Annotated in this window: 19 protein-coding genes; 11 read left to right on the plus strand and 8 right to left on the minus strand. The window is 57.6% G+C overall.

Annotation, left to right across the window (positions count from 1 at the left end; all coding sequences use genetic code 11):
- Positions 1-303: 303 nt before the first annotated feature.
- Entirely contained in the window at positions 304-1,647 is a 1,344-nt protein-coding gene (locus HFD97_RS05700; RefSeq protein WP_167430805.1) for a VOC family protein, read from the minus strand.
- A 67-nt stretch (positions 1,648-1,714) separates the two neighbouring features.
- The gene (locus HFD97_RS05705) at positions 1,715-3,049 is read right to left on the minus strand and encodes an aromatic acid/H+ symport family MFS transporter (RefSeq protein WP_167430804.1); all 1,335 of its coding nucleotides are present in this window, start codon (positions 3,047-3,049) and stop codon (positions 1,715-1,717) included.
- A 322-nt stretch (positions 3,050-3,371) separates the two neighbouring features.
- Between HFD97_RS05705 and HFD97_RS05710 the strand changes: the two genes are divergently transcribed.
- On the plus strand, positions 3,372-4,292 hold the full coding sequence (locus tag HFD97_RS05710) for a LysR substrate-binding domain-containing protein (protein WP_167430803.1): 921 nt from the start codon (positions 3,372-3,374) through the stop codon (positions 4,290-4,292).
- Here HFD97_RS05710 and smrA read toward each other — a convergent pair.
- On the minus strand, positions 4,289-4,855 hold the full coding sequence (gene smrA, locus HFD97_RS05715; RefSeq protein ID WP_009090089.1) for a DNA endonuclease SmrA: 567 nt from the start codon (positions 4,853-4,855) through the stop codon (positions 4,289-4,291). The two genes, HFD97_RS05710 and smrA, sit on opposite strands and share 4 nt — an antisense overlap.
- 316 nt (positions 4,856-5,171) lie before the next feature.
- On the opposite strand from smrA, the gene HFD97_RS05720 reads away from it, so the two are divergent.
- Both HFD97_RS05720 and uspE read left to right on the plus strand, forming a co-directional pair.
- Entirely contained in the window at positions 5,172-5,924 is a 753-nt protein-coding gene (locus HFD97_RS05720) for an FNR family transcription factor (protein WP_009090088.1), read from the plus strand.
- Between the two features lie 117 nt (positions 5,925-6,041).
- Positions 6,042-6,998, plus strand: a complete 957-nt coding sequence (gene uspE / locus HFD97_RS05725; RefSeq protein WP_046101879.1) for a universal stress protein UspE — start codon at positions 6,042-6,044, stop codon at positions 6,996-6,998.
- Positions 6,999-7,042: 44 nt separating this feature from the next.
- On the opposite strand, the gene pntB is transcribed toward uspE, so the two are convergent.
- A complete protein-coding gene (pntB, locus tag HFD97_RS05730) occupies positions 7,043-8,431 on the minus strand; it encodes a Re/Si-specific NAD(P)(+) transhydrogenase subunit beta (RefSeq protein WP_150029548.1) in 1,389 nt (462 codons plus the stop codon).
- A 3-nt stretch (positions 8,432-8,434) separates the two neighbouring features.
- Positions 8,435-9,967 carry a Re/Si-specific NAD(P)(+) transhydrogenase subunit alpha gene (pntA, locus tag HFD97_RS05735; protein WP_140925439.1) on the minus strand — a complete coding sequence of 511 codons (1,533 nt, stop codon included), beginning with the start codon at positions 9,965-9,967 and terminating at the stop codon, positions 8,435-8,437.
- Positions 9,968-10,509: 542 nt separating this feature from the next.
- Between pntA and ydgH the strand changes: the two genes are divergently transcribed.
- Positions 10,510-11,463, plus strand: a complete 954-nt coding sequence (gene ydgH / locus HFD97_RS05740; protein WP_167430802.1) for a DUF1471 family protein YdgH — start codon at positions 10,510-10,512, stop codon at positions 11,461-11,463.
- Between the two features lie 205 nt (positions 11,464-11,668).
- Complete coding sequence (locus tag HFD97_RS05745; RefSeq protein WP_167430801.1) at positions 11,669-13,060, plus strand: basic amino acid/polyamine antiporter; 1,392 nt, start codon at positions 11,669-11,671, stop codon at positions 13,058-13,060.
- Between the two features lie 14 nt (positions 13,061-13,074).
- On the opposite strand, the gene HFD97_RS05750 is transcribed toward HFD97_RS05745, so the two are convergent.
- Positions 13,075-13,488 (minus strand): hypothetical protein, encoded by a 414-nt coding sequence (locus HFD97_RS05750; protein ID WP_058957860.1) that lies wholly within the window; start codon positions 13,486-13,488, stop codon positions 13,075-13,077.
- A gap of 178 nt (positions 13,489-13,666) precedes the next feature.
- Between HFD97_RS05750 and rstA the strand changes: the two genes are divergently transcribed.
- The 5 genes from rstA (at position 13,667) to HFD97_RS05775 (ending at position 18,967) form a co-directional block, all read left to right on the plus strand.
- Positions 13,667-14,392 carry a two-component system response regulator RstA gene (gene rstA, locus HFD97_RS05755; protein WP_009090075.1) on the plus strand — a complete coding sequence of 242 codons (726 nt, stop codon included), beginning with the start codon at positions 13,667-13,669 and terminating at the stop codon, positions 14,390-14,392.
- A complete protein-coding gene (rstB, locus tag HFD97_RS05760; RefSeq protein ID WP_009090073.1) occupies positions 14,389-15,690 on the plus strand; it encodes a two-component system sensor histidine kinase RstB in 1,302 nt (433 codons plus the stop codon). Before rstA ends, rstB begins: the two co-directional genes overlap by 4 nt.
- Before the next feature lie 19 nt (positions 15,691-15,709).
- The gene (locus HFD97_RS05765) at positions 15,710-17,197 is read left to right on the plus strand and encodes a carboxypeptidase M32 (RefSeq protein ID WP_167430800.1); all 1,488 of its coding nucleotides are present in this window, start codon (positions 15,710-15,712) and stop codon (positions 17,195-17,197) included.
- 156 nt (positions 17,198-17,353) lie between these two features.
- Positions 17,354-17,881, plus strand: a complete 528-nt coding sequence (gene asr, locus HFD97_RS05770; protein ID WP_009090070.1) for an acid resistance repetitive basic protein Asr — start codon at positions 17,354-17,356, stop codon at positions 17,879-17,881.
- Positions 17,882-18,157: 276 nt separating this feature from the next.
- A complete protein-coding gene (locus HFD97_RS05775; protein ID WP_009090066.1) occupies positions 18,158-18,967 on the plus strand; it encodes a serine protease in 810 nt (269 codons plus the stop codon).
- Between the two features lie 54 nt (positions 18,968-19,021).
- Here the strand turns inward: HFD97_RS05775 and hrpA are convergent, their stop codons facing one another.
- Complete coding sequence (gene hrpA, locus HFD97_RS05780; protein ID WP_167430799.1) at positions 19,022-22,924, minus strand: ATP-dependent RNA helicase HrpA; 3,903 nt, start codon at positions 22,922-22,924, stop codon at positions 19,022-19,024.
- A gap of 256 nt (positions 22,925-23,180) precedes the next feature.
- On the opposite strand from hrpA, the gene HFD97_RS05785 reads away from it, so the two are divergent.
- Entirely contained in the window at positions 23,181-23,780 is a 600-nt protein-coding gene (locus tag HFD97_RS05785) for an FMN-dependent NADH-azoreductase (protein ID WP_167430798.1), read from the plus strand.
- Positions 23,781-23,843: 63 nt separating this feature from the next.
- Here HFD97_RS05785 and HFD97_RS05790 read toward each other — a convergent pair whose 3' ends face one another.
- A complete protein-coding gene (locus HFD97_RS05790; RefSeq protein WP_167430797.1) occupies positions 23,844-24,182 on the minus strand; it encodes a YdbL family protein in 339 nt (112 codons plus the stop codon).
- Between the last annotated feature and the right edge of the window lie 8 nt (positions 24,183-24,190).

The following is a 24,190-nucleotide window of genomic DNA, read 5'->3' on the forward strand; positions in this document are numbered from 1 at the left end:
TTCAGGCGGGATTTGCAGAATATGCTGAACAACGCCTGGCAGCCCTCGTCATGCTCAGCAGCCATTTGCGGGAGTCAGGGGCGGTTTCCGATTAATTCTGTTTATCTTTAAAATAGCGGGAGAGTGAGGTGGCCGCACAGCGCTGAGGGGGACTGACGGTTTTCCCCGCCAGCGGGCGCGCCTGACCCCCTGATGGCATTAATCAATCGGGGTAATCACAGCGCTAAACCTGTGCAGGCCGGTAAAGCGAGGATTTGCGCTTTACCGGCACGGGTCAGCAGACAACGTGAATCTGCGCTGGATCTATGCCGGGCGTAACCCACACTGCGCCAGCGAGCGCTGCTGGCGCGCTTCGTAAAGCGCCATCTCATCCAGCACCTCACAGCCCAGCGCCGCCTCAAAGGCCTGTCGGCTCGCCTGTCCCGCAGAACGCACCTGCGCCTGGTCTCCCAGGTTAGACTGAAAGATCCCCGCCGCACTGACCGGCAGAAAGTCCTCATAGACGATGGGATCGGCCACCACCCGGCCCTGCGCAATCAGGGTATCCAGGGATTCGCCCTGAGCGGGCGGTGTCATCATGCCCTTTTCACTCAGGCGATAATGGAACCAGGCCAGCCCCTGCTGACGCAGCGTCGTCTCATCGTCGGGGAAGTCGCGGAAAATCGCGGCCAGGTGCTGCTGATGCTGCTCGTTATCCTGACCGCTGCCCGCCTCACTCAGCAGCCGGTCGTAGAGCGCCCGGCCTTTCGGCGTCAGCGCAACGCCTCGCTGCTCAATTTCCCCGAAGCGCGCAGTGTGGGTGCCCGGATGTCCATCCTGAAAGATGATCGCTTCTTCAAGCGCCCTGAAGCTGGTCTGACGCAGCAGGATCGGCACCTGACGACGTGGCGGCCCCTCGATCAGCGTTTTTGGATCGATGCCGCGCGACGGCATCAGCTGCTGGACACGGTCGATATCCAGCGTGCGCGGCGTAAGATGGTTGATGTGGCAGCCGGGAAAGCAGACCACATCGGCGATCAGGCGATGCTGCTGATTAAGCGCCTGATAGGTCTGACTGTCGACAGGGCTGTGAGCGTGCCAGCGAAAGGTTTCCAGCGCTTCGGTAACAAAGGCCTCCGCCTGGTCGGCGGTGAAGCCGCCCTGCTCCTGATGCACCCGCAGCAGCGCCCGGCAGCGGGGAGTAAAAATGTCACGCGCGGCGAGAATCGTTGTCGCCTTCTCGCGCAGCGCGGGATCGTCGATCAGTTCAGGACGCAACAGTGAGGTGAAAACCCGGAAGGGATTGCGACGCAGCGCCGCGTCATCGACCGGTCTGAACGCGGTGGAGTGAACCGGCACGCCTGCCTGAGAGAGATCGTAATAGCCCACCGGGGACATGCCCATGACCGCAAACAGCTGGCGCAGCGTGGCGAGTTCAGCCGCCGTCCCGACCCGAATGGCACCGTGACGCTCAATATTGAGCCGGTCAATCTCATCTGCGGCCGTAAGGCGATCTTTCAGCGCACAGTCTGCGTCCAGCGTGCGTTCGTTGACGGTGGCGACCAGCTGCATCAGCGTGCCGTACTGCGGCACCTCCTGCTGATACATTGCTGACATCGCCTGAGAGAAACGGGTACGGATGCGATCCGCACTGAGAAAGTTTTCCATCTTATCCACCTGACACCGTGAGCGTTGCAGCTAATGTAATGCAACGCGCCGGTCTCAGCGGAAAAAATCACGAATCTGTGATCGGCTTAAAGCCGTAACGGTTTTTCAGCAGCAGCATCAGGGTGGTGATCACCGCCGGTATCGCCAGCAGCAGAAAGATCACGCTGAACGACCAGCCCAGAGACATCATCTCTGCTCCCACGAAAGCGCTCAGGATCGCCCCGACGCGACCCACAGCATGCATCCAGCTGGAGCCGGTGGCGCGGGCATGGGTGGGATAGTAGCTGGCAGATAACGCATTCATTCCGGTGTTGGCCCCGTTAAAGCAAAAGCCACTGCAAAAGGCGATAGCACTCATCATACCGACTTCGGCCGGTGAGAAGCCCAGAGCGACAATAAACAGGCCGCCACAGCCGTAGATCGCCGCCAGCGCCAGATTGGCGTTGAAACGATCCATCATCCAGCCCGCAAAGAGCGATCCGAGGGTCCCACCCGCCTGATACATCGCAGTGATGATCGCCGCTTCGGTGACCGACATGCCCAGGGTGTTGACCAGTGAGGGCAGCCAGCTGCCAATCAGGTAGACCATGAACAGGCCCATAAAATAGCCGCCCCACAGCATCACGCTGCCAAACAGATAGCGGCGCGAAAGCACGGTACCGATTGCGCCACGCACCGGCACGCTGGCTTCCGGCGCGTGAAAGGCGCAGTCGGGTGCGGTCTTGCCCGGCAGCATCCGCTCCAGGATGGCGTGAATGCGTGCAGCCGGCGCGCCACGACCGATCAGAAATCGCACCGACTCCGGCAGACCATGGATCAGAAAAGGGAGCACCAGCAGCGGCAGGATACCGCCCAGCAGCAGGACCGAATGCCAGTCATAGCGGGGCAACAGCCAGGAGGCGGCAAAACCGCCGCTGGCCGCGCCGAAGGTGAAACCGCAGAAGACCACGGTGATAATGAAGGCGCGACGCCGTTCGGGCGCATACTCCGCGACCAGCGTGCCAACGTTGGGCATCGCGGCCCCCAGTCCCAGCCCGGTCAGAAAGCGAAACAGCATCATCTGTTCGATGTTCTGAGAAAAGGCGGTTGCCAGCGTCCAGAGACCAAAAAAGAAGACGCTGAAGATAATCATCATGCGCCGGCCATAACGGTCAGCAAGCGGCCCTGCCACCATCGCACCCAGTGCCAGGCCGATCAGTGCGGCGCTGATGACGCCCCCCAGCTGATGATTACTTACGCCCCAGGCTGCTTTCAGCGTTGGCGCGATAAATCCCATAATCGCAATGTCCATGCCATCGAGTGCCACCACGATAAAACAGAGTGCAATAAGCCGCTTTTGCCAGTGGCTGAGCCCCTGCTGGTTGATAAGCTGGCGGACATCTACCGCCTCGACGCTGGTCAATGGACACTCCTCGGGAGTAACGGGATCGGACATCAGTTTAAGTAAAAAAAACGGCGCTTATGATAGCCCATCGTTAACCTTAAGCGGTCAGATTTTTATCGGGTGATGAGAATTCTTCAGTTTCAGCGCGGTAAGTGCCTGATATTACACTGGCGCGTTATGGGCGACGTCGGCGGGAGGGATTGCATAAGTCAGTCAGATCAGTCAGTTAACTAAAGAAAGGCCAGATTTACCCTTTTTGTTAAATAAAATTTGCAGCAAAGTTAACAGATTTCATTTTAAAGTATTGCTTAATGTTGGCCATTCTCATTAAGTTTACGCTATGGACAAAAATATCCTTTTCAATCAGCGCATTCGCTTGCGCCACCTTCACACCTTTGTTGCGGTTGCGCAGCAAGGCACGCTTGGACGGGCGGCAGAGACCCTCAGCCTGAGTCAGCCCGCCCTCTCGAAAACCCTGAATGAGCTGGAGGAGCTGACGGGTGCCCGCCTCTTTGAACGCGGGCGGCTGGGCGCGCAGCTGACCACCATGGGAGAGCAGTTTCTGACCCATGCGGTTCGGGTGCTGGACGCCCTGAACCATGCCGGACAGAGTTTCAATGAGCAGCCCGGTGACGCCCCGGTCATTATCAGGCTGGGGGCGCTTACCACGGCGGCGATGGGCATGCTGCCACGTATCCTGGATCGTTTTCATCAGCTGCAACCCAATACCACTATTCAGGTAGCAACGCTGCATAACAACGTCCTGCTGGCAGGCCTGCGCGGCGGCGAGTTCGATATCGGTATCGGCCGTATGGCTGACAGCGACATGATGACCGGTCTCACCTATGAATTGCTGTTTCTGGAGTCTCTGAAGCTGGTGGTGAGGCCGGAACACCCCCTCTTAAGTGACAATGTCACCTTATCCCGGGCGATGCAGTGGCCGGTGGTGATCTCACCGGAAGGCACCGCCCCGCGCCGCATCGCGCAGCAGATGCTTGATGAACAGGGCTGCACGCTGCCGCCCCACTGTATTGAAACCTCCTCCACCTCACTGGCGCGTCAGCTGGCGCTGCGCTACGACTACATCTGGTTTGTGCCGTCCGGGGCCATCAAGGAGGACCTCAGCCACAATGCCGTCTGTGCCCTGCCAATTCACTCCTCCGGACCGGGTGAACCGGTCGGTATCATCACCCGCACCGGCGCGGAGCTGAGCCTGAGTGCCGAAGTGTTAATGTCGACCATCCGTAAATTTCACAGCTAGCGGCTGCGTTTGGCATGCCGCTCGCGGTTTTCCAGTCGCGCCTTGTCCGTTTTCCGCAGCCCGACATAGAGCGCCCCGGCGCCACCGTGCCGGGTCTGCGCCACACAGAAAGTCTGAACGTCATCGAACTGCTGCAGCCACCGCGCCAGATAGCTGCGCACGATATTGGCGTGCGATTCATCATCGCGGCCCTTGCCGTGGATGATCAGCAGATTGCGTAAACCCAGCTTGTGCGCCTGCATCATAAAGTTAAACAGCGCCTGACGGCAGGTTTCGACCGGTTGCCGCAGCAGGTTGAGACTGGCATCCAGCTTATACTCCCCTCTGCGCAGCTTATCGACGATGCCCTGCTGAATGCCGTCGGCTTTATACTCCAGCGGCGTATTGAGCGGAATAATCTCCAGATCGCCCCGGGTAAGAAAGTTCTCCAGCACCGACTCATCGGGTGCCTTGCGTGGCGCTTTGGTTGAGGGGGATTTAAGCCACAGGGTTGTGGTGGTGTCTTTCAGCGGCGTGACATCACCCATGGCATCCCGAAACAGATCGTTATCATCAAGGTTCATGGTTTTCTCACACCTGATTAAAATTGATAGCCTACAAAAACAGGTCTTACCCGATAGCGTAGCAAAAGGTGGAAACACCGGGCCAGCCCACTTTTCTGATTATGACTGGCCGCAGCTTTTCGGGTAACGGATCAAAAAAACGGAAACTTTTCGTGACACTTTTGCCGCGCACCGTTCTGAGAAGCCCGTCACATCTGCGTTTAGCGATGTGTGAATCATCCCTGGTTTTTGTAAGTGTAAAACTGCTCGGATGAGTTCCCTTCAGCTCAAAAAATGTTAAAATTGACCCCAGTCAATAATCGTCGAGCGAACCATTATGATCCCTGAAAAACGCAGCATTCGTCGTATTCAGTCGGGCGGTTGTGCCATTCACTGCCAGGATTGCAGCATCAGTCAGCTCTGCATCCCCTTCACGCTAAATGAACATGAGCTGGATCAGCTCGACAACATCATTGAGCGTAAAAAACCGATTCAGAAAGGGCAAACGCTTTTCAAAGCGGGTGACGAACTGAAGTCGCTGTACGCCATCCGTTCCGGCACGATCAAAAGCTACACCATTACTGAGCAGGGTGATGAGCAGATTACCGGTTTCCATCTGGCGGGTGATTTAGTCGGCTTTGATGCCATTATGGGTGCCAGTCATCCCAGCTTTGCGCAGGCGCTGGAAACCGCCATGGTCTGTGAAATTCCTTTTGAAACCCTGGATGACCTGTCAGGCAAAATGCCTGCCCTGCGTCAGCAGATGATGCGTCTGATGAGCGGTGAAATCAAAGGCGACCAGGATATGATTTTGCTGCTCTCCAAGAAAAACGCAGAGGAGCGCCTGGCGGCCTTTATCTGGAACCTCTCCCGCCGCTTCGGCCAGCGCGGCTTCTCACAGCGTGAATTTCGCCTCACCATGACGCGTGGCGACATTGGTAATTATCTGGGCCTGACGGTGGAAACGATCAGCCGTCTGCTGGGTCGATTCCAGAAGTCCGGTATGCTGGCGGTGAAAGGCAAATATATCACCATTGAGAACCACGCCCTGCTGGAAGAGTTAGCGGGTCAGAGCCATCAGGCCGCCTGATCCGCCGCCGGATCAATAAATCTTATTTTGTTGATCCGGCAGTAACTTTTTCACTTCTTCCCCTGTGCAACATAGGCTATCTTTATTCCAGTCGCTCTGGTTTAAGGAGAACGCCTCATGTCCCAGTACCAAAATATTCTGGTCGCCATTGATGCCCAGCAAGACGATCAGCCCGCGCTGCGACGTGCGGTCTATCTGAATCAACGTATTGGCGGGAGAATTAAAGCCTTTCTGCCTATCTATGACTTTTCCTATGAGATGACCACCCTGCTGTCGCCGGACGAACGCGCCTCCATGCGTCAGGGCGTCATCAGCCAGCGCACCGAATGGATTCGTGAACAGGCCCGCGCCTATCTGGATGCCGGTGTCGAAATCGACATCAAGGTTATCTGGCATAACCGCCCCTATGAAGCGATTATCCAGGAAGTGCTCGCCCATCAGCATGACCTTGTGCTGAAAATGGCCCACCAGCATGACCGCCTGGAGTCCGTGATTTTCACCCCCACCGACTGGCATCTGTTGCGTAAATGCCCCTGCCCGGTCTGGATGGTGAAAGATCAGCCCTGGCCGGAGGGCGGTAAAGCTATCGTCGCCGTCAATCTTGCCAGCGAAGAGCCGCACCATGATGGCCTGAATCAGAAGCTGATTCGTGAAACGGTGAAGCTGGCGGAAAAGGTCAATCAGACCGAGGTGCACCTGGTCGGCGCCTACCCGATTACGCCGATCAACATCGCGATTGAGCTGCCTGATTTCGACCCCAGCGTCTATAACGACGCCATCCGCGGTCAGCATCTGGTAGCCATGAAAGCGCTGCGACAGAAGTTTTCCATTGGTGAAGAGTTCACCCACGTTGCCAAAGGGCTGCCTGAAGAGGTTATCCCGGACCTGGCTTCGCATCTGGGAGCCGGTGTGGTGGTGCTGGGCACCATCGGACGCACCGGACTTTCGGCAGCGTTCCTGGGTAATACAGCGGAACAGGTGATCGATCACCTGCGCTGCGATCTGCTGGCGATTAAGCCAGACGATTTTAAATCGCCGATTGATCTGGATGATGAAGAGGATGAGGAGGATTAAACCTCCGCAAAAAAAGGGGCGGCTGATTAGCCGCCCCTTTTCTGTTACAGCGCTTTGATAATCGCTTCGACGCTGGCTTTGGCATCGCCAAAGAGCATCTGACTGTTCTCTTTGAAGAACAGCGGATTCTGCACCCCGGCATAGCCGGTGTTCATTGAACGTTTGAAGACCACCACGTTGTGTGCTTTCCACACCTCCAGCACCGGCATGCCGGCAATCGGGCTGCGGGGATCATCCTGCGCCGCCGGGTTCACCGTGTCATTCGCGCCGATAACCAGCACCGTATCGGTTTCACTGAAGTCATCGTTGATCTCATCCATCTCCAGCACCACGTCATAGGGCACTTTGGCCTCTGCCAGCAGCACGTTCATATGTCCTGGCAGGCGGCCCGCCACCGGATGAATACCGAAACGCACCCGGATGCCGAGTGCACGCAGTCGGGCGGTCAGATCCGCTACCGGATACTGTGCCTGTGCCACCGCCATGCCGTAGCCTGGCGTGATAATCACCGACGCAGAGGACTTCAGCATCTCAGCCGTCTCTTCAGGGGAGATCTCGCGATGTTCTCCTGCTTCCTGACTCTCATCGCTGCTGCTGGCTTCGGTGCCAAAGCCGCCCGCAATCACGCTGATGAACGAACGGTTCATCGCTTTACACATGATGTAGGAGAGGATCGCACCGGATGAGCCCACCAGCGCACCGGTCACGATCAGCAGGTCATTGCTGAGCATAAAACCGGCCGCGGCCGCAGCCCAGCCTGAGTAAGAGTTAAGCATCGACACCACAACCGGCATATCTGCACCGCCAATGGAGGCAACCAGATGCCAGCCAAAGGCCAGCGCAATGACCGTCATCAGCAGCAGGGCAAACACCTGCGCCGCGGTGCTGCTGGTGTCAACAAACCAGAGCAGCAGCAGGAAGGAGACGACCAGCGCCAGCAGATTGAGCTTATGACGGTGGGGCAGCGTCAGCGGTCGTGAGGAGATTTTGCCGCACAGCTTGCCAAACGCCACCAGTGAGCCGGTAAAGGTAACGGCACCGATAAAGATCCCGATAAAGACTTCGCTGAGATGGATATTCTCCATCGCGGCCGGCAGGCCTGGCGCATGGTCGATATAGCTGTTAATCCCGACCAGCACCGCGGCCAGACCCACAAAGCTGTGCAGAATCGCCACCAGCTCTGGCATTTCGGTCATTTCGACTTTTTTTGCCAGGCGAATGCCGATTGCACCGCCAATCACCATCGCCAGCAGGATCCAGGCCACATTGCCGCTGTCCGGGCCGAAGATGGTTGCGATGAGGGCAAGCGCCATCCCGCTGATGCCGAAAATGTTGCCCCGTTTAGCGGTCTCATGACGCGAAAGACCGGCAAGACTACAGATGAACAGAATGGCAGCCACAATATAGGCTGCAGTGACTAATCCGCCAGACATGAATTACCCCTTACGAAACATTTTCAGCATGCGCTGCGTGACGGTGAAGCCACCAAAGATATTGATGCTGGCAATCAGCACGGCAATAAAGGAGATGAAGGTGACCCAGCCACCGTGCCCCATCTGCAAAACCGCTCCGATGACGATGATGCCGGAGATGGCATTGGTCACGGACATCAGCGGGGTATGCAGTGCATGGCTGACGTTCCAGACCACGTAGTAGCCAACCACGCAGGAGAGCGCGAACACGGTAAAATGGGAGAGGAACTCTGCCGGTGCCACGCTGGCCAGCCAGCCAAACAGCACAATCGCCAGAGCCATCAGCAGCGCGGTGCGCCACGGCGAGGCCGGTTTTGCTTCCGGTTTCTCAGCGGGTTTCGCGGCAGCAGGTCTGGCCTGAGGGGCAGCAGAGACCTGAATCGGCGGCGCGGGCCAGGTGATTTCGCCGTCGCGCACCACCGTCACGCCCCGCACCACCACATCCTCAAAATCGACCTGAATTTCGCCATTTTTCTCTTTGCAGAGCAGCCTGAGCAGGTTGACCAGATTGGTGCCGTAAAGCTGGGAGGACTGCGTCGCCAGCCGGCTGGGCAGATCGGTATAGCCGATAATTTTCACGCCATTCGGTGTCACGGTCACCTGATCGGCGACGGTCAGCGCACAGTTGCCGCCGGTCTGCGCCGCCAGATCCACAATCACACTGCCCGGCTTCATGCTGGCGATCATCTCTTCGGTGATCAGTTTCGGAGCCGGTTTGCCTGGGATGAGCGCGGTGGTGACAATGATGTCCACCTCTCTGGCCTGGCTGGCGAACAGCGCCATCTCCGCTTTGATAAAGGCGTCGGACATGACTCTGGCATAGCCATCCCCACTGCCCGCCTCCTCTTCAAAATCGAGTTCGAGGAATTCGGCGCCCATACTCTGCACCTGCTCTTTGACTTCGGGACGGGTATCAAACGCCCGGACGATGGCGCCCAGGCTGCCCGCCGCGCCTATCGCAGCCAGTCCCGCCACGCCAGCCCCAATCACCATCACTTTTGCCGGTGGCACTTTACCTGCCGCGGTAATCTGACCGGTAAAGAAGCGGCCAAATTCATGTGCCGCCTCGACGATAGCGCGATAACCGGCGATGTTGGCCATTGAACTCAGGGCATCCAGCGACTGTGCGCGCGAAATACGCGGCACCGAATCCATCGCCATCACCGTCACCTGACGGGCAGCCAGCTTTTCCAGCAGCGCCGGATTCTGGGCGGGCCAGATAAAACTGACCAGCGTGCTGCCTGCACGGGTCAGCGCAATTTCGTCGTCATCGGGTGCGTTTACCTTCATGACGATATCGGCCTGCCAGACCTGCTGACGGTCGCTGAGGGTGGCACCCGCAGCAAGGTAACTTTCGTCATCAAAACTGGCGCGTTTACCGGCGTCGTGCTCAAGCGTGACGCTGAAACCCAGTTTGATCAGTTGTTCCACGGTCTTTGGCGTGGCTGCCACGCGCGACTCGTTTGGCAACCTTTCCTTGGGTATTCCAATTAACATAGTGTTTCCTTTCATCGGTTAAAGGGTGATGGCCCGAATCCGCACCACGACAGCGCAGCCGAAACGCGGTTTCAGCTGCTTATAGTCGAAATGCAGATATTTCAAAGTGTTTATAACCTACTTAAATTGTGACGCCTGATCCACAGCGGTTACCGCAGATGGAGACATTCACCTGATTATTCAGTATTCGCTTTGAAATCCTGCATTATTACGCTATTAAAACGCGTCATCAGCAGATAATCTGCTATGAAAATTGCGCTCCGGACGAATTAATCAACAATAAAAACCCTTAATTAACAATACATTAACTGTTATAGCGCTAAGTGTTACCGTTTTTAGTGGTAACAGCGCCCAGAAATGACGCCTTAAACGCATTTCATGACAGTCAGATGAAAAACAGGGAGGTGAATAACGCGATATCGCGCAAAAAATCGCTGCGACAGTCTGTTTATAACATGCAATAATCAGCGGCTAATCTGTTATACATCAAGAGTCCAGCACGTTTTCGTACTCATTTTTGCGTAAGGCGAAGGATTATTTTTATGAAGCTGAAGAACACTATTCTGGCGTCCACTCTGTTGTCCCTGCTGGCAGCTAATGCATTCGCTGCGCAGGAGTTAACGCCAGAAAAAGCGGCCGCGTTGAAGCCATTCGAACGTATTAATATCACCGGCCGTTTCAACGCAATTGGCGACGCAGCCGATGCGGTCTCTAAGCGTGCAGATGAGTTGGGCGCTGCTTCTTTCTACATTCAGGGGATCAACGACAGCAACGGCAACAGCGGCAACTGGCGCGTTACTGCCGACCTCTACAAGGCTGATGCCCCGGCCGCTTCCGAAACCACCCAATACCGTCGCTTTAACGGCGTCAACGAACTGCCAAAGGCTGAAGCTTATAAGCTCGAACCTTTTGATACCGTTTCCGTCAGCGGCTTCTTTGCCAGCCAGCCTGATGTCAACGATGCGATTTCAAAAGCGGCTAAAGAGAAAGGCGCCGCCTCATTCTTTATTGTTCGTCAGATTGACGCCAACAGCGGCGGCAACCAGTACATCACAGCCTACGTCTATAAAGCGGATGCTAAAGCGCGTGTGGTTCAGACGCCGAACGCGATTCCTGCCGACTCAGAAGCGGGTAAAGCTGCACTGGCTGCGGGTGGCGCAGCGGCCGCTCAGGTTGAAATCCCTGGCGTCGCCTCCTCTGAGACACCGAGCAATAAAGTGGGCCGCTTCTTCGAAACCCAGAGCTCAACCGGCAAGCGTTACACGGTCAATCTGCCAAACGGCAAATCCGTGCAGGAAGTGAACGCGATTACGGCCGCGCAGATGCAGCCATTCGACACCGTGACGTTTACCGGTCACTTCGGTTCCCCTACCGAAGTTTCTGAAGAAGTGGCGAAGCGTGCGTCTGATAAAGGTGCGAAGTTCTATCACGTGACCCGTCAGTGGCAGAACCAGAGTGGCGGTAACCTGACCGTCACCGCTGACCTGTTTAAGTAATCTCTTCAGGGCGGCGCCCGCCGCCCTGCTGTTTGCATAATTCCTGCGCGGATTTGCATAGTCACGCATTGCCATCCCCCGCCACACTCCGTAAAATCTGCCGCCTGTTTTGCCGGAGTTTGTCCCTGTTTTCTGCCGCGAGTCTGCGATAACCCAGCGATGAAATCCGATTTATCCAGCCATATATGCTAGCGGGAAGGTTGTTTTGGAGAAAAAATTAGGTCTCGGTGCGCTGACGGCGCTGGTACTCAGTTCCATGCTGGGTGCCGGCGTGTTCAGTCTGCCGCAAAATATGGCTGCGGTGGCGGGTCCAGCGGCGCTGCTGCTGGGCTGGCTGATTACCGGCGTCGGCATCATCTTTCTGTCGCTGGCGATGCTGCTGCTGACCCGCCTGAAACCTGAACTCGACGGCGGCATTTTCACCTACGCCCGCGCCGGGTTCGGTGAACTGACAGGCTTCTGCTCCGCCTGGGGCTACTGGCTCTGTGCTGTCATCGCCAACGTCTCCTATCTGGTGATCGTCTTCTCCGCCCTGAGCTTTTTCACAGATACCCCGGATCGGGTGATCTTTGGGGATGGCAACACCTGGCAGGCGATGCTGGGGGCCTCGGTGCTGCTGTGGCTGGTTCACTGGCTGGTACTGCGCGGGGTACAGACTGCGGCCAGTATCAATCTGATGGCGACGCTGGGCAAACTGGTGCCGCTGCTGCTGTTTATCGTGCTGGCGGTGATGGCGTTTAACTACGATCGCTTCCGGGTCGACTTTTCCGGCGTCACGCTGGGGCAACCCCTGTGGGAGCAGGTCAAGCAGACGATGCTGATCACTCTGTGGGTCTTTATCGGGGTTGAGGGTGCCGTGGTGGTTTCTGCCCGCGCACGTCAGAAAAAAGATGTGGGACGCGCCACCCTGCTGGCGGTACTGGCCGCCCTGCTGGTTTATCTGCTGGTGACGCTGCTGTCGCTGGGCGTGGTGCCCCGTGCCGAACTGGCCGGGATGCGCAACCCCTCCATGGCAGGACTGATGACGCGACTGATGGGACACTGGGGCGATGCGGTGATTGCCATCGGCCTGATCATCTCCGTCTGCGGCGCCTATCTGAGCTGGACGATTATGGCTGCCGAAGTGCCGCTGATTGCCGCGCAGCAGGGTGCCTTTCCACGCAGCATTGCCCGGCAAAACCGCCACAACGCGCCCGCCGCCTCACTGTGGCTGACCAACGGCAGTATTCAGGTCTGCCTGATTCTGATCGCCGTGACCGGCGCGGATTACAACAACCTGCTGACCATCGCCTCGGAGATGATTCTGGTGCCCTATCTGCTGGTGGGGTTGTATCTGATCAAAGTCGTGCGCGGACAGCACAAGCCGCTGGCAATGGCGATCGGTCTCGGTGCCAGCCTCTATGGCATCTGGCTGCTTTATGCCTCAGGCCCCCTGCATCTGATGATGTCGGTGGTGCTCTATACGCCGGGCCTGCTGCTGTTTCTCTTTGCCCGCCGGGGAGGCCGCGCAGCTTCTGCGCTGACCGCACCGGAGCGGATTGTGATGGGATTACTGATCGCGGCGACGATGCCCGCCGTGTGGCAGCTGACGAAATAGCGCGAAAGGTGCGCTTAGTGTGACTGCACCGGAATCGACACACACAGCAGGTCATCCTGCTGTGTGAGATTCAGCGGCTTGGCATATTCATGATGAATGGCATCCAGCTGCTCCGCCGACAGCGGATAAGGGAGCTGGATATCAAAGCGGCTGATCTGCTGCTGTTCCGCGAGGGTGACCAGGCGCGCGATGTTAATTTCGTCACTCACCTGGGTAGAAATGATTTGTAATGCTAATTCTTTTAACGGGTCGTCACTGCTCTGTAAGCGGTGTGCTGATTTCCGTGTCACCATGCCGAATATCGGCATCACGCCATAAATCGCATCGACAAAGCTCCAGCGTTTTTTGCAGGAAGCGGAAAGAAAGTCACTGTAATTGAAGCAGATGCGGTCAGGGTATATGGCTGATGCCAGCTCTTTATCAGACACACTAATGCTCCTCATAATAATCAACGATATCCCAAACCTGGCGCAAAAAGGCCGCGCTAATGATTGCACATTTTGCCGGTTATATACCAGCAAGCTAAGGATATTTCGTGCGGTAGCGTAGAGCTCAGGACCAGGAAAAGATATGCTTTCGTCCATCCCTGTCTCTGCTTTGTAAACTATGAACAAAATTGTTTATGTAGAAGATGAACCCGAAGTGGGTTCACTGATTGCGGCCTACCTGGGTCGTCATGACATTGAAGTGATTGTTGAGACGCGCGGCGACCGCGCTGAAGCGGTGATTGCCGAACAGCAACCCGATCTGGTGATGCTGGATATCATGCTGCCCGGCAAGGATGGCATGACGATCTGCCGTGATTTACGGGCCAACTGGCAGGGGCCCATTGTGCTGCTCACCTCACTCGACAGCGACATGAATCACATTCTGGCGCTGGAGATGGGCGCGCAGGATTACATCCTGAAGACCACGCCACCCGCGGTCCTGCTGGCCCGTCTGCGCCTGCATCTGCGTCAGTCTCAGCAGACGCAGCCGGAGGATGCGCCCGCCATTCCTGCCGCGAACCGTATGCTGCGTTTTGGCTCGCTGACCATTGATGCCCTCAATCGACAGGTGACGCTGTTTGACGAACAGATCGCCCTCTCTACGGCCGATTTTGACCTGCTCTGGGTCCTCGCCAGCCATGCCGGTCAGACGCTTAACCGCGATGCGCTGCTGAAAACCCTGCGCGGCGTCAGCTATGACGGTCTGGATCGCAGCATTGACGTGGCCATTTCCCGCCTGCGTAAAAAGCTGCACGACAGCGCCACCGAGCCGTTTCGTATCAAGACCATCCGCAACAAAGGCTACCTGTTTGCACCTCAGGCCTGGGATACCCGCGTCCTATGAGAAAGCTTTTTATTCAGTTCTATCTGCTGCTGTTTGTCTGCTTTCTGGTGATGGCGCTGCTGGTGGGACTGGTCTATAAGTTCACCGCCGAGCGCGCAGGCCGACAGTCGATGAATGACCTGATGGCCAGCTCGCTCTACCTGATCCGCAGCGAACTGCGGGAGATCCCCCCGCGCGACTGGAACAAAACCATCAAGAGCCTCGATCTTGGCCTCTCGTTTGACCTGCATATCGAGCCGATGAACAAATTCCAGCTCGACGAGACCAACATGCGTCGCCTGCACGCCGGTGAGATTGTGGCGCTCGACGACCAGTACACCTTTTTGCAGCATATCCCGCGCAGCCACTACGTGCTGTCGGTGGGGCCTATCCCCTATCTGTTCTATCTGCATCAGATGCGGCTGCTCGATATTGCCCTGCTGGTCTTTATCGGCATGTCACTGGCGCTGCCGGTGTTTATCTGGCTGCGCCCCCACTGGCAGGAGATGCAGCGGCTGGAAAAAGCGGCTCAGCGCTTTGGTCGCGGTGAGCTGGATGTGCGCACCCATTTTGACAGCACCTCCAGCCTGTTCCGGCTCGGTATCGCCTTTAACCAGATGGCGGAAAACATCAACACCCTGGTTGCCAGTAAGAAGCAGTTGATCGACGGCATCGCCCATGAGCTGCGGACGCCGCTGGTGCGTCTGCGCTACCGGCTGGAGATGAGCGATAACCTCACGGACGCCGAACGGGTGGCGCTGAACCGCGACATCGGCCAGCTTGAAAGCCTGATTGAGGAGCTGCTGACCTATGCGCGGCTGGATCGGCCACGCGTGGACCTCAATCTGAAGTCGCAGGATCTCGCCAGCTGGCTGCGCGAGCGCCTCGATGACTTCCGCACCATCAATCCCGATGTCCGGATCGACCTCGACCTGCCGCAGCGTGAAAATATCGGGATTTCTGACAGCCGCCTGATGGAACGGGTGCTGGATAATCTGGTCAATAATGCGCTGCGTTATGCGCAGCAGCGACTGCGGGTGAGCTTATGGTTCGACGGCGCAACCGGCTGCCTGCAGGTGGAGGATGATGGTCCGGGCATTCCGCCAGAAGAGCGGGAACGGGTCTTCGAACCTTTTGTCCGGCTCGATCCAAGCCGCGATCGCGCGACGGGCGGCTGCGGACTGGGGCTGGCGATTGTCCACTCTATTGCGCAGGCGCTGAGCGGCCAGGTCACCATTGAGGCCAGCCCGCTGGGCGGAGCCAGCGTTCGCTTTTGCTGGCCGGTTGATCTACCCTTGCGGGAAATTCCGCTGCGTTAAACACTTCAAGGAGTCTCACGTGACCTCAGCGTATCAGCACCTTAGCGCGACCTTCCAGCGCCTCTCCCGTTTCAGCCATGTCGCGGCCATCGCCGGCTGTGATATGCAGACCACCATGCCGCCAGGCGGCAGTCAGGCCCGGGGTGAAGCCCTGGCCGAGATGAGCGTTCTGCAGCATCAGATCCTGACGGCTCCCCAGGTCGGAGAGTGGCTGAAGGCCGCAGAGCAGGCGTCGCTGAACGATGTTGAGCGGGCCAATCTTCATGAAATGCAGCGTGCTTACCAGCAGGCCAGCCTGCTGCCTGACGACTTTGTGGAAGCCAAATCGATTGCCGGTTCGGTTTGTGAACATGCGTGGCGCACTCAGCGCCCGGCTAACGACTGGCAGGGCTTTGCCACCAACCTGAAAGAGGTGGTGCGCCTGAGCCGAGAAGAGGCGCAGCGACGCGCCGATGCCAGCGGCTGCTCGCGTTACGATGCCCTGCTCGATCTCTATGAACCGGGCATGACCCGCGCCAGGCTGGATGCGACGTTTGGCGAACTGAAAAGCTGGCTGCCCGATCTGTTACAGCAGGTCGTGGAGAAGCAGGCACAACAGCCGATCGTCACGCCGCAGGGGCCGTTCGCCGTGCCTGCGCAGCGCCAGCTCGGGCTGAGCATCATGGAAACGCTGGGCTTCGACTTCAATCATGGTCGCCTGGATATCAGCGCACATCCTTTCTGCGGCGGCGTGCCGGAAGATGTACGCATTACCACCCGTTACAATGAGGCTGAGTTTCTCAGCGCCATGATGGGTGTGATCCATGAAACCGGCCACGCCCGCTATGAGCAGAATCTGCCGCAGCAGTGGCGGGGGCAGCCGGTGGCGCTGGCGCGTTCCACCGCCATCCACGAGTCACAAAGCCTGTTCATGGAGATGCAGCTCGGTCGCAGCCGCGAATTTTTGCAGCGCATTCTGCCGACCATCATCGCCACCTTTGGCGACCAGCCTGCCCTGCAGGCGGATAATTTCATCCGTCTGACCCAGCAGGTGAAGCCGGGCCTGATCCGGGTGGACGCCGATGAGCTAAGCTACCCGGCTCATGTCATTCTGCGCTACGAAATCGAACAGGCGCTGATTGAAGGGGAGATAGAGGTTGAGGATATTCCGGCGCTGTGGGATGAGAAGATGATGCAGTCGCTGGGTCTGGATACCCGCGGCAACTATCGCGATGGCTGTATGCAGGATATTCACTGGACCGATGGCGCGTTTGGCTACTTCCCCACCTACACGCTGGGCGCGATGTACGCCGCGCAGCTGTTCCGCTCCGTCCAGACCGCCATTCCTCAGCTCAGCGAACTGATTCAGCACGGCGAACTGCAGCCGGTATTCGACTGGCTGCAACAGAACATCTGGCAGCACGGCAGCCGCTTCTCCACCGACCAGCTGCTGATCAATGCGACAGGCGAAGCGCTGAACCCGGCTTATTTCCGCCAGCATCTTGAACAGCGTTATCTGAAGAACTGACCCTACGGGCGGCCATCACGCCGCCCTTTCCCCCTTTGTACAATCGGTTACACGCCGATACCAAACACCCACGGACAGGCTTTGTTGATTTCCCTATAGTCTCTTCACCGGCCCCGCAGTGGGCTACACATGAAAAAAGAGTCCGAGGGATTTGCAATGAAAAAATTATTTGCACTGGTTGTCGCCGCTGCTATGGGTATGTCTTCTGTTGCTTTCGCTGCTGAAACCACAGCTGCGCCAGCCGCTGCGCCAGCCGCAACAGCGACCACCACAACCACCGCAGCTGCACCGGCTAAAACCGTTCACAAAACTGCACACAAGAAACACCATAAAGCAGCACAGAAAGCGCAGGCTGCTAAAAAGACTCACCACAAAAAAGCGGTGAAAAAAGATGCTGCTCAGAAAGCGCAGGCAGCTAAAAAAGTTCACCACAAGAAAGCGGTAAAACCTGCTGCCCAGAAAGCGCAGGCAGCTAAAAAAGTTCACCACAAAAAAGCCACTCAGCCCGCTGCACAGAAAGCCCAGGCTGCGAAAAAAGTTCATCACAAGAAAGCGGTAAAACCTGCTCAGAAAGCGCAGGCTGCTAAGAAAGTTCACCACAAGAAAGCGGTAAAACCTGCTCAGAAAGCGCAGGCAGCTAAGAAAGTTCACCACAAGAAAGTTGTTAAATCAGCGGCTAAATAAGATCGCCCTCAGGCGCACAGCCACGCGATAATGCTTAAAAACACCCGGTTCTGCCGGGTGTTTCTTTACTGGAGTGGATGAAATGGTGCGTCGCTATCGCTTCGAAATTATTCTGCTTGTGATGATCCTGTGTGGCATCGTTGCTGCCAGCTTCTTTATTTAACTGCTGTAGCGTACTGATTAACCGATAAAACTCCCTTTTTTAACGCTCACCGACTATAGTTACCGTTCTTACGTGATAACAATAACGTCTATTTTCTCGCCATTGAGATTTCTATGCGCCTGGCTACCTTGTTAATGGTTGGACTTTTCAGCTTTGCCACGACGGTTCATGCCGATGATGACGATGATTCGCCGACACCGGCTGAAATTAAGATGCTGTTCTTCGGCAAGGATCATCGCCAGGCAATCACGGATATCACCGCTGCTCCCTGGGATGCGATTGGTCAGCTCGAAACAGAAAGCGGTAACCTCTGTACAGCCACGCTCATCTCTCCCCATCTGGCGCTGACGGCCGGACACTGTCTGCTCGCCCCGCCGGGTAACTTTGATAAGCCGGTTGCGCTGCGTTTTATGGCCAGCGACAAAGGCTGGCGCTATGAACTGCATGACATTGATGCGCGGGTTGAGCCCTCGCTGGCCTCCAAGTTAAAGGCGGATGGTGAAGGCTGGATCGTGCCGAGCAGTGCGGCCCCGTATGACTATGGCATTGTGATATTACGCAATCCACCGTCGGCCATTACCCCTATCCCGCTGTTTGAGGGCTCGCGCAGCGACCTGACGGCCGCCCTGAAGCTGACCGGCCGTAAAGTGACGCAGGCGGGCTATCCGGCCGATCACCTGGATACCCTCTATTCCCACAGCAACTGTCTGATTACCGGCTGGGCGCAGCGCGCCGTGCTGTCACATCAGTGCGATACCCTGCCCGGCGACAGCGGTTCACCGCTGCTGCTCAACAGCGACAAAGGCTGGCAGCTGATTGCGGTGCAGAGCTCCGCGCCCGCGGCAAAGGATCGCTATCTGGCGGACAACCGCGCGATTGCGGTCACCTCATTTAAAGATAAGCTGGAATCCCTCGCGCAGTAATTGCGTGTAGCCTGAGCGGCTGTCGGGTGCGCACGCTCGGTGCGCACCCGGCTTTCAGCCCGCTATCTGCTCCATCGTCTGCAGAATACGCTTATCCGAGATCGGATAAGGCGTACCCAGTTGCTGAGCAAAGTAGCTGATGCGCAGCTCTTCAATCATCCAGCGAATGCTGAGCACCTCTTCATCATCCTGACGCTGCGGCGGCAGCTTGTTGCGCCACGCCTGGTACGCCTGTTCCACCGCCTGAACTTTCAGCATCCGTGCCCGATCGCTGTGCGGATCGGCAGGCAGTTTCTCCAGTCGCCGCTCAATGCCCTGCAGATAACGCAGCGTGTCGGCCAGTCGCTGCCAGCCGTTGCCGGTGACAAAACCCCGATAGACCAGTCCGTTTAACTGCGCTTTGATATCGGACAGCGCCAGCGCCATGGTCATATCCACCCGGCCTTTCAGCCGTTTATTGATGTTAAAGACCGCCGTCAGAATCTGCTCTACCTGCTTAGCTATCGTCACCACGGTCTCATTAAGCTCACCGCGGACTTTGTCACGCAGCTGCTCGAACGAGGCCTGATCCCAGGCAGGGCCGCCCGCTTCCCCCATCAGTTTATCGATGCCGCAGGCGATGCAGTCGTCGATCAGCTCCAGCACTTTGCCATAGGGGTTAAAGTAGAGTCCGAGTTTGGCCTTGTTCGGTAACTTCTCGTGCAGATACTTCACCGGCGACGGCACATTCAGCAGCAGCAGACGACGCTGGCCACGCCACATCATTTTTTGCTGCTCCTGCTCACTGTCAAACAGGCGGATCGCGACGCTCTCTTTTTCATCCACCAGCGCAGGCCAGGCTTTCACCTGGTAACTGCCGCGCTTCTGTTCATAGCTGCGAGGCAGTTCGCCAAAGCTCCAGAGATGCAGCCCGCTCTGTTCCAGCCCGTCATCGGCCACTTTCGACAGCGTCTCCTGCACCTTGTCCTTCAGCTGGGCCTTGAGCGCGGTGAGGTCCTTGCCTTCCAGCAGTTTACGGTTGTGCTCGTCGACTACCCGGAAGGTCATTTTCAGATGATCGGGCACCTGTTCCCACTGCCAGTTCTCCCGCTCCAGCGTAACGCCGGTCATGCGGCGAAACTCGCGCGCCAGCGCATCTGCCAGCGGCATCTCCATCGCCGTCACCCTTCCCAGAAACGCCTCGGCGTAGTTAGGAGCAGGCACCAGATGGCGGCGCAGCGGTTTCGGCAGCGACTTAATCAGCGCAATAATCAGCTCACGGCGCACGCCGGGGATCTGCCATTCAAAGCCGCTATCCTCAACCTGATTCAGCAACGGCAGCGGTATATGGACCGTCACGCCATCGGCATCTGCGCCTGGCTCGAACTGGTAACTCAGCTTCAGTTTCAGGTTGCCCTGATGCCAGAAGTTGGGATAGTCGAGCTGACTGACCTTGTCCGCGCCCTCTTTGATCAGCATCTGCCTGTCGAAGTTGAGCAGGTCGGCGTTATCGCGGCTGGCCCGTTTCCACCAGCTGTCAAAATGTCTGGCCGAGACCACCTCTTTGCCGATACGCTGATCATAAAAAGCAAACAGCGTTTCGTCATCGACCAGAATGTCGCGGCGACGGGATTTATGCTCCAGATCTTCCACTTCGCTGCGCAGTTTCTGATTGGCGCGGAAGAAAGCGTGGCGCGTCTGCCAGTCGCCCTCGACGAGGGCGTGGCGGATAAAGAGTTCGCGGCTCAGGGTGGGATCGATACTGCCGTAGTTGACCTTGCGCGCGGCAACAATCGGCAGGCCATAGAGCGTGACCTTCTCGGTTGCCATCACCGCCCCCTGCGATTTCTCCCAGTGCGGTTCGCTGTAGCTGCGCTTCGTCAGATGCTGCGCCAGCGGTTCAATCCACTCCGGCTCAATGCGTCCCGCCGTCCGCCCCCAGAGGCGGCTGGTTTCGACCAGCTCTGCCACCATGGTCCACTTCGGCGGCTTCTTAAACAGCCCGGAGCCGGGGAAGATGGCGAAGCGGGTATTGCGCGCGCCGGTGTACTCCTGCTTGTCGGCATCTTTCTGTCCGATGTGCGACAGCAGACCACTCAACAGCGCACAGTGAACCTGCTGTAACGGGGCCGGTTCGCTGTTGACCGGAATACCCAGTTCGCGCACCACCTGCCGCAGCTGGGTGTAGATATCCTGCCACTCCCGCACGCGCAGATAGTTGAGAAAGTCGCTTTTGCACTGGCGTCGGAACAGGTTGCCGGACAGGGCTTTCTGCTGCTCCGCCAGATAGTTCCACAGATTGACATAGGCCAGGAAATCGGAATCTTTGTCAGCAAAGCGCCGGTGTTTTTCATCAGAGGCCTGCTTCTTCTCTGCCGGACGCTCGCGCGGGTCCTGAATCGACAGGCCCGCAGTGATGATCATCACTTCGCGCACACAGCCCAGCCGCTGCGCCTCCAGCACCATTCGCGCCAGGCGCGGATCGACCGGCAACTGCGCCAGCTGTCGCCCGGAGCCGGTGAGGGTGTAGTGACCCGTCTCTTCATTCAGCGTCAGCGCGCCCAGCTCTTCCAGCAGGCGGATACCATCCTGAATATTGCGCTTATCGGGCGCTTCCACAAAGGGGAACGCCGCGATATCGCCCAGCCCCAGCGAGGTCATCTGCAGGATCACCGACGCCAGGTTGGTGCGCAGAATTTCGGGGTCAGTAAAGGCCGGACGACTCAGGAAATCCTCTTCCGAGTAGAGGCGGATACAGATACCGTCGGAAACACGTCCGCATCGTCCTTTACGCTGATTGGCCGAGGCCTGAGAAATCGGCTCAATCGGCAGACGCTGCACTTTGGTGCGGAAGCTGTAGCGGCTGATACGCGCGGTGCCGGGGTCAATCACATATTTGATGCCGGGCACCGTCAGCGAAGTTTCCGCCACGTTGGTGGCCAGCACGATGCGGCGGCCACTGTGTGACTGAAATACCCGGTTCTGTTCGGCGTTCGACAGTCGCGCATACAGCGGCAGCACTTCAGTGTGCGGCAGGTCGCGTTTATTCAGCGCGTCGGCGGTATCGCGGATTTCGCGCTCGCCGCTCATGAAGATCAGAATATCGCCCCGGCTCTCCTGTCCGAGTTCATCGACGGCATCAAAGATCGCCTGCAGCTGGTCACGGTCGCCATCCTCCGCCTCTTCAACCACCGGCCGGTAGCGCACTTCCACCGGGAAGGTGCGGCCGGAAACTTCGATAACCGGCGCATCGTTGAAATGCCGCGAGAAACGCTGCGGGTCGATGGTCGCAGAGGTGATGATCACCTTGAGATCGGGACGCCGCGGCAGCAGCTCACGCAGATAACCGAGCAGGAAGTCGATATTCAGGCTGCGCTCGTGGGCTTCGTCGATGATGATGGTGTCATATTGCATCAGCAGTCGATCCTGCTGGATCTCCGCCAGCAGGATCCCATCGGTCATCAGCTTGACCTGGGTCAGCTCGCTGACCTGGTCATTAAACCGCACTTTATAGCCGACACAGCCGCCGGGCGAGGTGTTCAGCTCATCGGCGATGCGATTGGCCACGGTGCGTGCCGCCAGGCGACGGGGCTGGGTGTGACCAATCAATCCGGTCACGCCACGCCCCAGCGCCAGACAGATTTTCGGCAGCTGCGTGGTTTTACCGGAGCCGGTTTCCCCGGCCACAATCACGACCTGGTAATCGCGAATCGCCTCAGCGATATCCTGCTGTTTCTGGCTGACAGGCAGATTGTCCGGGAAGGTGATGGCTGGCGTCGCCGCGCGCCTCTGGGCTACACGCTGTTCAGCGGCGAAAACGTCCTGCTCCAGCTCGCGGGCTATGCCCTGTTGTGCCTCGAGGCTTTTGACTTTTCTGGCCCCCTGCAGACGGCGCTGCAGCCGCTGGCGATCGCGAAGCATTAAGCCGTCGAGCCGGGCCCGGAGCGCGGTCAGTGGAGACGTATCGGGAGATGACATAATAGTGACGTACCTTACTCAGACAGTGCCGCTGCAGAAACAGCGCCCTGGACGCCGGGATAACCAGCTGATTCAGTGAAAATAATTGCGCGCATAATAGCACATTCTGAACTGTTCCGGGGACGCGCCCCGGTTACGCTTATTCAATAAATTCGAACATAGCTCTCGAAATATTGCGCTTTCACCGCGCCATTGATAACCGTAGAGTGTAAACCATTGAGCGGAAACCCTTCCGCGTTACAGACAGGAAATCACCATGAGCAAAGTTTTAGTTCTGAAATCAAGCATCCTCGCAGGCTACTCACAATCAGGCCAGCTTGCTGACTTCTACGTTGAACAGGCAAAAGCCCAGGGTAAAGACGTGACCGTTCGTGATCTGGCGGCGAACCCGATTCCGGTTCTGGATGGTGAACTGGTCGGTGCTATGCGTCCTTCTGACACGCCGCTGTCTCCGCGCCAGCAGGAAGCGCTGGATCTCTCCAACGCGCTGATTGAAGAACTGCAGGCACATGACGAAGTGGTTATTGCGGCACCGATGTACAATTTCAACATCCCGACCCAGCTGAAAAACTATTTCGACCTGATTGCCCGTGCAGGCGTAACGTTCCGCTACACCGAAGCAGGCCCGGAAGGTCTGATTAAAGGGAAAAAAGCGGTTGTGATCACCAGCCGTGGCGGGATTCACAAAGACACCCCGACCGATCTGCTGACGCCATACGTTAAGCTGTTCCTGGGCTTCATCGGCATCACTGACGTTGAGTTCGTGTTTGCTGAAGGTATCGCCTACGGTCCTGAAGTGGCCAGCAAAGCGACCGCTGAAGCGAAAGACGCGATCAAACAGATCGTCATCGCTTAAAAGGCGCTCATCTCAGGATGTGACGCACAATCAACCGGGCCACGCGCCCGGTTTTTTTGCGGCTTACGGCGTGCCCGGAGCCTCTTTTCTCAGCCACTGACCGTTAATGCCGCGCACATATTCCCCCACCGCCGCCCGGCTCACCAGTTTCTGCCCGGCAATGCTGGCGATATCCGCCGTGGAGAGATTGTTCTGTTCTGCCAGCCGCTGATATTGCTGATGCCGTCCGGCGTTGATGCGCTGCACCAGTGCCAGGGTTTCGCTGTCTCCGGCGCGCGCCGCGAGGTAGCCGGAGAGCGTTTCGCCCACCAGCCCCGACTGCCGGGCCTGATCCAGCGTCAGCGCCCAGGCGGGCTGCATCATCATCAGCGCGAGTAGCAGCGCCGCGCTTTTGCGTCTCATACGTGCTC

Source organism: Pantoea sp. EKM103V, from assembly GCF_011800365.1.
Lineage (GTDB): Bacteria > Pseudomonadota > Gammaproteobacteria > Enterobacterales > Enterobacteriaceae > Pantoea > Pantoea anthophila.

Bases quoted from the DNA above. Each gene is read 5' to 3' on its own strand.
- pntA (WP_140925439.1), bottom strand. From the start codon at position 9,967: ATGTTAATTGGAATACCCAAGGAAAGGTTGCCAAACGAGTCGCGCGTG.
- HFD97_RS05720 (WP_009090088.1), top strand. From the start codon at position 5,172: ATGATCCCTGAAAAACGCAGCATTCGTCGTATTCAGTCGGGCGGTTGT.
- pntB (WP_150029548.1), bottom strand. From the start codon at position 8,431: ATGTCTGGCGGATTAGTCACTGCAGCCTATATTGTGGCTGCCATTCTG.
- smrA (WP_009090089.1), bottom strand. From the start codon at position 4,855: ATGAACCTTGATGATAACGATCTGTTTCGGGATGCCATGGGTGATGTC.
- ydgH (WP_167430802.1), top strand. From the start codon at position 10,510: ATGAAGCTGAAGAACACTATTCTGGCGTCCACTCTGTTGTCCCTGCTG.
- HFD97_RS05700 (WP_167430805.1), bottom strand. From the start codon at position 1,647: ATGGAAAACTTTCTCAGTGCGGATCGCATCCGTACCCGTTTCTCTCAG.
- rstA (WP_009090075.1), top strand. From the start codon at position 13,667: ATGAACAAAATTGTTTATGTAGAAGATGAACCCGAAGTGGGTTCACTG.
- asr (WP_009090070.1), top strand. From the start codon at position 17,354: ATGAAAAAATTATTTGCACTGGTTGTCGCCGCTGCTATGGGTATGTCT.
- HFD97_RS05785 (WP_167430798.1), top strand. From the start codon at position 23,181: ATGAGCAAAGTTTTAGTTCTGAAATCAAGCATCCTCGCAGGCTACTCA.
- uspE (WP_046101879.1), top strand. From the start codon at position 6,042: ATGTCCCAGTACCAAAATATTCTGGTCGCCATTGATGCCCAGCAAGAC.
- hrpA (WP_167430799.1), bottom strand. From the start codon at position 22,924: ATGTCATCTCCCGATACGTCTCCACTGACCGCGCTCCGGGCCCGGCTC.
- HFD97_RS05775 (WP_009090066.1), top strand. From the start codon at position 18,158: ATGCGCCTGGCTACCTTGTTAATGGTTGGACTTTTCAGCTTTGCCACG.
- HFD97_RS05790 (WP_167430797.1), bottom strand. From the start codon at position 24,182: ATGAGACGCAAAAGCGCGGCGCTGCTACTCGCGCTGATGATGATGCAG.
- rstB (WP_009090073.1), top strand. From the start codon at position 14,389: ATGAGAAAGCTTTTTATTCAGTTCTATCTGCTGCTGTTTGTCTGCTTT.
- HFD97_RS05710 (WP_167430803.1), top strand. From the start codon at position 3,372: ATGGACAAAAATATCCTTTTCAATCAGCGCATTCGCTTGCGCCACCTT.